Origin of the sequence: Bradyrhizobium sp., from assembly GCF_030654605.1 — a bacterium.
Classification (GTDB): Bacteria; Pseudomonadota; Alphaproteobacteria; order Rhizobiales; family Xanthobacteraceae; genus Bradyrhizobium.
This window is the reverse complement of sequence record NZ_JAURXB010000259.1, coordinates 22,583-28,929: the sequence shown is the minus strand read 5'-3', so window position 1 is coordinate 28,929 and position 6,347 is coordinate 22,583. Positions and strand designations below refer to the sequence as shown.

Here is a 6,347-nt window from a genome sequence, read left to right as displayed (position 1 = left end):
TGCGCCGCGAGCCTTGCGCCGGCGCGGGCGATCATCTCGCCGCGGCGGATTTGCGACGCCGCGATCCTCTCCTTCATGAGCGCGAGGATTTCCGGCGGCGCGGTGTCGGGCGAGCCGGAGTTGAACGGCGGCGCCGGGTTGTATTCGAGCCGCAGCTGGATCGCCTCGGCGGTGCGCCGGTCGACCAGCAGCGATACCAGGGTCAGCGCGAAATCGATGCCCGCGGTGACACCGCCGCCGGTGACGCGGTTGCGGTCGACGCAGACCCGCGTTCTGGTCGGCGTTGCGCCGAACGCGGCGAGGAAATCCATCGCGGTCCAGTGCGTCGCCGCGCGGTAACCCTGCAGCAGCCCGGCGGCGCCCAGCACCAGCGATCCCGTGCATACCGAGGTGATGTATTTTGCGCCCGCCGCCTGCCGGCGCAGGAAGGCCAGCATCTCCTCGTCGTTGATCATGTCGTCGGTGCCGAGCCCGCCGGGCACGCAGATCACGTCGAGCTGCGGGCAATCGGCGAAGCTGACCGTCGGCGTGATCGTCAGCACGGAGTCGCTGGTGACCGGCTCGATCCGTTTCCAGATCAGATGCACCTGCGCGCCGGGCACGCTGGAGAACACCTGCAACGGTCCGGTGAAATCGAGCTGGGTCACCCGTGGAAACAGGACGATCCCGATCTGAAGCGGCGCGGACATGAGGATTCTCCGAAGGTGAGTTGACTAACCTTCACCCTGCCAGCCGCGCCTGCCGTCCGAAATGGCATTTTTCCCTCAATTTCTGCCATGGCCTCCTGTGCAAGGAAAAGCCCCGGGCGCGAGCCCGGGGCTTCGGAACGAGCTGCGAAGGCGATCGAAACGCGTTCAGTACTTCGCCACGACAGGTGCGTTGAAGCTGTAATTCAGCCCGGCGCGGACGACATGGAAACGATTGGATACGTTGGAATCGAAGGGCACCGCAACGACGGCGGGAACGGTGACGATGGACGTCCGCTTGCTCTTGCCGGCATCGATGTAGAGATATTCGAGCCGCGCCGACCAGCGGGCGTCGAGCGCGACTTCGGTGCCGCCGCCGATGAGGGACGGGCGCCGGTCCTTGACCTCGCCCATTTGTCCGGAAAAGATGTTTACCTCATTTACGGACAAAGAGGCCCGGCATGATCGGCGTTCTGATTTTTCCGGATTTCCAGTTGCTGGACGCGGCCGGGCCGATTTCGGCGTTCGAGATCGCCGCCCGTTTTGCCGGCCAGCCGCCGGCAATCAAGGTGCTGGCGGAGACGCCGGGTCCGGTTCGCAGTTCGTCCGGCGTCGAGATGCTGGCGCGCGGCCTCAAGCCGTCGGCAGCGATCACCACCCTGATCGTGGCCGGTGGCGAGGGGGTGCGGCAGGCGGCGACCTGCGCGAAGACGCTGGGCTTCGTGCGGGCCATGGCAAAACGCGGCATCCGTGTCGCCAGCGTCTGCTCCGGCGCCTACATCCTGGCCGAAGCAGGCCTGCTCGACGGCCGCCGCGCCACCACGCACTGGCAGCGGACCCCGCATTTTGTGAAGACCTATCCCAGGGTGAAGCTGGAGCCTGACCGCATCTTCGTCCGCGACGGCAACATCTGGAGCTCGGCCGGGATCAGCGCCGGCATCGATCTGGCGCTGGCGATGGCGGCGGAGGATTTTGGCGACGAGGTCGCGCAGCAGGCCGCGCGCCAGCTCGTGCTCTATCATCGCCGCAGCGGCGGCCAGTCGCAATTCTCCTCGCTGCTGGAATTGAAGGCGCCGACCGGCCGCTTCGCGCCATTGCTGGCCTGGGCGCGCGAGCATCTCGATGCGCCGCTGACGGTGGAGGACATGGCCGAGCAGGCCGGCATGAGTTCGCGGCATTTTGCCCGCGCCTTCATTGCGGAGACCGGGACCACGCCGTCGAAGGCGGTGGAACGCCTGCGCATCGAGGTGGCGCGCCAGCGCGTGCAATCCTCGTCCGAGGCGATCGAGCGCGTCGCCGAGACCACCGGCTTTCGCGATCCGGAGCGGATGCGCCGCGCCTTCATCCGCGCCTTCGGCCAGCCCCCGCAATCGCTGCGGCGCGCGGCGCGTGCGGGGTAACCGCCGTTACTTCAGCGGTGCATCGGGATGCCAGCCGATCACGGCAAGCATCACGAAGAAGCCGACGACATAGGCCGCCGCCACCGGCCAGCCCTGGCTGACCCAGCGTCCGACCGATTTTGCTTCCGGATACATGTTGGCGAGCGCCACACCGGCGGAGGAGCCGAACCAGATCATCGAGCCGCCGAAGCCGACGGCGTAGGCGAGATAGCCCCAGTCGTAGCCGCCTTGCTTCAGCGCCAGCGCGGTCAGCGGGATATTGTCGAACACCGCCGAGACGAAGCCGAGGCCGAGCGCAGTCTGCCACGAAGCGACCGGGAGTTTTTCGACCGGCATCAACGAGGCCGCGGTCACCAGCGCCAGCAGGAAGATGGTGCCCTTGATCGTCTCCGGCATGATCGACCAGTCCGGCGCGCGCAAGCCCGCGGTCAGCAGGATCACGGCCCAGACCGCGAGCCCGAGCACGGGAAGGATATCCAAGAGGGCCGGAAATTTCAGGTTCGCGGAGATGTTGGCGGCGAGTGCTGCCATTAGGATGGCGGCGACGATGAACACTCGCGCCGAGTCGATCTTCAATCCTTTCGGTGGATCTTTCTGGATCGGAGAGAAGCGGTGCTGCTGGATCGAAGCCGGCACGGCGAAGATCAGCATCGCAACGATGGCCGCGATATAGGCCTCCACCACGGCGAGCGGACTGACGCCGGCGATCCACATCATGGTGGTGGTGGTGTCGCCGACCACGCTGCCGGATCCGCCGGCATTCGACGCCGCGACGATCCCGGCGAGATAACCGATATGGACCTTGCCCCGGAAGACGTGCCGGGCCACCGTGCCGCCGATCAGCGCGGCCGCGATATTGTCGAGAAAGCTCGACAACACGAACACCAGCACCAGCAACACCACGCCACCCTTCCAGTCGTCGGGCAGCAGCGTCGGCATTTCATCGGGGATTCGGCTCTCCTCGAAATGCCGCGACAGCATCGCAAACCCCGTCAGCAGCAGGAACAGATTGGCGAGGATGACCCATTCATGCGCCATATGCTGGCCGAGGCCGGCAAAGCCTGTGCCGAATTTGAATCCGGTGAACGCCAGCTTGTAGACGATGATGGCGGCAAGCCCTGTCAGCGCCACCGGCAGGGTGTGGCGATGAAACAGTGCGACGCCGAGCAGGGTCAGCGCGAACAGGATGAAATCGACGGGGATTCCAAACAGCAGGATCGGTTCAATCACGGCGGCCTCGATATCGGTTGCGGTTCTAGTTCTGCGCCCTCAGCCACGCGCCGATCTCGCTGGCGGCGACATTAGCCTGTTGCAGCAATTTGCCCATGGTGAAGAAGCCGTGGAATTGGCCGGGAAAGTGCCGATAGGTGACCGCGACGCCGGCTTCCTTCAGTCGTGCGGCGTATTCGTCGCCCTCGTCGCGCAGCGGATCGGCGCCGGCGGTCAGCACATAGGCCGGCGGCAAACCCACCAGCGTCGTGGCGCGCGCGGGCGAGGCGCGCCAGTCGTGTACGTCGGCGGCGCCGTTCAGGTAGTGATCGCGAAACCATCTGATCACCGAATGCGTCAGCAGCAGACTGGTCTCCGGTTCGCTATGCGAGGGATGCGTCATGGTAAAGTCGGTGGCGGGATAGATCAGCACCTGGCCCGCGATCGCCGGCCCGTTGCCGTCGCGCGCCGATATCGCGACCACCGCGGCGAGGTTGCCGCCGGCGCTGTCGCCGCCGACCGTCAGCCTTGCGGCGTCGATGCCGAGCTGTCCGGCGTTATCGGCGATCCATTGGGTCGCGGCGATGGAATCATCGACCGCGGCGGGAAACTTGTGTTCGGGCGCGAGGCGATAATCGACGGAAATCACGATCAGCCGGCCTTCGTCGGCGAGCTTGCGGCACACCACGTCATGGGACTCGAGATCGCCGATCACCCAGCCGCCGCCGTGAAAGAACACCAGTGCGGGTGCCAGACCATCTGTCCGCCTCGGATTTTTCGGCGTGTAGATGCGCGCGGGAATGGGTCCGTGGGGGGCGGGGATCGCAAGCGGTTCTGTCGATGCAAGCTCCGGCGGCTCCGGGTTGGAGACGATGCGGCCGGCCAGATAAAGCCGGCGTGCCTCTTCATGCCTCACCGTCTCGTAAGGCGGCCGTCCGGCCTCCTGGAAGGCTTTGAAGACGGCGGCGGCATCGGGATCGAGAACAGCGGGCATGATGGGTGGACCTGTGGCGTGGGGTTTTGGGTGTGGCGGAGCAATTGAATCAGGCGGCGGTTCGTCCGCCATCGACGGTGTAGGACGAGCCGGAGACGTAGCTCGCCTCGTCGGATGCCAGGAACGCGACGATGGAGGCCACTTCGGACGCCAATCCGAGCCGCCGTGCCGGAATCCGGTCGACGATCTTCTCATTGGGAGGCGGCGAATTGCCGCCATTGCGGCCCTGCAGGATAGTCGAGAGCATCCGGCTGTCGATCAGGCCGGGGCAGACGGCATTGACGCGCACGCCGGTGCCGGTGCATTCCCACGCCGCGGTCTTGGTCAGCCCGATCACCGCATGCTTGCTGGCGCTGTAGACCGCGATGTGCGGCGATCCCATCAGGCCGGCGATCGATGCGGTGTTGATGATGCTGCCCTTGTTCTGCTTCAGCATCACCGGCAGGACGTGCTTCATCCCCAGGAACACCCCGACCACGTTGACGTCGAGCACGCGGCGAAACATCTCCAGCGAATATTCCGTGATCGGCTTGATGTCGCCCTCGATGCCGGCGTTGTTGTAGAAGGCGTCGATGGTGCCGAACGTGTCGACCGCGGCGCGGACGTAAGCCGCGACCTCGTCCTCATCGGTGACGTCGGCGACGACCGCCAGCGCCTGCGCCGAGGCCGGCAGGTCCCTGATCGCTTCCTCGAGGTCCTGCTGCCTGCGGTCGACCGCGACGAGGCGGGCGCCGCGTTCGGCCAACAGCCGCATGGTCGCGGTGCCGATGACGCCGGCAGCCCCGGTGACGACGGCGACCCGGCCATCGAGGCGAATTCGATCGGTCATTGCAGTGTTTCCCCTGTTGCTCCGGTTGCCCCGGATGTCCTGTGATCAGGCATGGCGCGGCCCCGCGCGAACCTTGATGGCTTCGACTATTTCATTTGTGGCGGGGGCTGACCAGTGGGCGGGGCAAGAGGACTATCAGGGGGCGAACCGCCCTTTCCCCGCCCTATTTGCCGTGTTAACCGATGGTCCTGCGAGCGGCGGATAAGTCTGTACAATGTCGCGAGCCCGATTCGCCTTTCAAAGCCGCGAGATGTTTCGAACCATTGCCCTGACCGGATTTGCGGCCCTCGTGGCCGCCACGACGATCTCGCTTGCGCCGCCGGCGCACGCGCAGATCGGCAATATCTTTTCCGATCCGGCGCCGCGCCCGCCTGGGGCCATTCCGCGCGGCGGCAGGGGGAGCGAGCCGCAGCCGCAACTCGACGACGACGACGAGCAGGTGCCGGAGCTGCCGAGGGGCCGCCTGCTGCCGACGCCGAATCGTCCGCCGCCGGGGCAGGGCGTGCCGCCGCCCGGTTCGGTGCAGACGCAGCCGCTGGCGCCGCCGCCGGGCACATCAGTCATTCCGCAAAATACCGCCCCGGGCATCGCGGTAGCTCCGCCGCAGCCCGGCGCCAATCCGCTGCCCGGCCTGCCGCCGGGACAGCGCCAGCCGACCAAGGGTGGCGCCGTGCCGCAGACGCCGGCCAGCATTCAGCCCGGCGACGAGGTGGTCACCGAGCCGCCGGCGCAGAAGATCGTCAACAAGAAGGCGAGCTTCTCCGGCTTGGACAAGATCACCGGGCGCATCATCAATTTCGACGAGGATATCGGCGAAACCGTCCAGTTCGGCGCGCTGCGGGTGAAAACCGCGGCCTGCTATACCCGCCCCGCGACCGAGGCCGCCAACACCGACGCCTTCGTCGAGGTCGACGAGATCACGCTGCAGGGCGAGGTGAAGCGGATTTTTTCCGGCTGGATGTATGCGGCGAGCCCGGGCCTGCACGGCGTCGAGCACCCGATCTACGACATCTGGCTGACCGACTGCAAAGGCCCGGAAACCACCATCGTCACCGCGGCGCCCGAGCCGCCGCCGAAACCCGCGCCGCCGCCGCCCGTCCAGAAACGCGCGCCGCCGAAGCAGGTCCAGCGTTCGGCGCCGCCGCCGCAGCCGCAATTCCAGCAGCAACCGCCGCCACCTCCGCCGCAACAGCAGCCCGGCGGCCTGTTCGGGATTTTCAGGTAGCTCA

General features: G+C 66.6%; 7 protein-coding genes. 2 read left to right on the top strand and 5 right to left on the bottom strand.

Annotated elements, in window-relative coordinates:
* Both Q7U29_RS23740 and Q7U29_RS23735 read right to left on the bottom strand, forming a co-directional pair.
* A partial coding sequence (locus Q7U29_RS23740; RefSeq protein WP_304745390.1) for a DJ-1/PfpI family protein occupies positions 1 to 689 on the bottom strand: 689 nt, incomplete at its 3' end.
* Between the two features lie 165 nt (positions 690 to 854).
* Positions 855 to 1,100, bottom strand: a complete 246-nt coding sequence (locus Q7U29_RS23735; protein ID WP_304745388.1) for an outer membrane protein — start codon at positions 1,098 to 1,100, stop codon at positions 855 to 857.
* 47 nt (positions 1,101 to 1,147) lie between these two features.
* Here Q7U29_RS23735 and Q7U29_RS23730 point away from each other — a divergent pair, with 47 nt between their 5' ends.
* Positions 1,148 to 2,086 carry a GlxA family transcriptional regulator gene (locus tag Q7U29_RS23730; RefSeq protein ID WP_304745386.1) on the top strand — a complete coding sequence of 313 codons (939 nt, stop codon included), beginning with the start codon at positions 1,148 to 1,150 and terminating at the stop codon, positions 2,084 to 2,086.
* Positions 2,087 to 2,092: 6 nt separating this feature from the next.
* Here Q7U29_RS23730 and Q7U29_RS23725 read toward each other — a convergent pair whose 3' ends face one another.
* From Q7U29_RS23725 to Q7U29_RS23715, 3 genes are read right to left on the bottom strand one after another with little or no spacing between them, the layout of a single operon-like run.
* Positions 2,093 to 3,316, bottom strand: a complete 1,224-nt coding sequence (locus tag Q7U29_RS23725) for a citrate transporter (RefSeq protein WP_304745384.1) — start codon at positions 3,314 to 3,316, stop codon at positions 2,093 to 2,095.
* Positions 3,317 to 3,341: 25 nt separating this feature from the next.
* Positions 3,342 to 4,289 carry an alpha/beta hydrolase gene (locus Q7U29_RS23720; RefSeq protein WP_304745382.1) on the bottom strand — a complete coding sequence of 316 codons (948 nt, stop codon included), beginning with the start codon at positions 4,287 to 4,289 and terminating at the stop codon, positions 3,342 to 3,344.
* A gap of 49 nt (positions 4,290 to 4,338) precedes the next feature.
* Positions 4,339 to 5,118 (bottom strand): SDR family NAD(P)-dependent oxidoreductase, encoded by a 780-nt coding sequence (locus Q7U29_RS23715; protein WP_304745380.1) that lies wholly within the window; start codon positions 5,116 to 5,118, stop codon positions 4,339 to 4,341.
* A 250-nt stretch (positions 5,119 to 5,368) separates the two neighbouring features.
* Between Q7U29_RS23715 and Q7U29_RS23710 the strand changes: the two genes are divergently transcribed.
* Entirely contained in the window at positions 5,369 to 6,343 is a 975-nt protein-coding gene (locus tag Q7U29_RS23710; RefSeq protein WP_304745378.1) for a DUF2155 domain-containing protein, read from the top strand.
* Positions 6,344 to 6,347 lie beyond the last annotated feature (4 nt).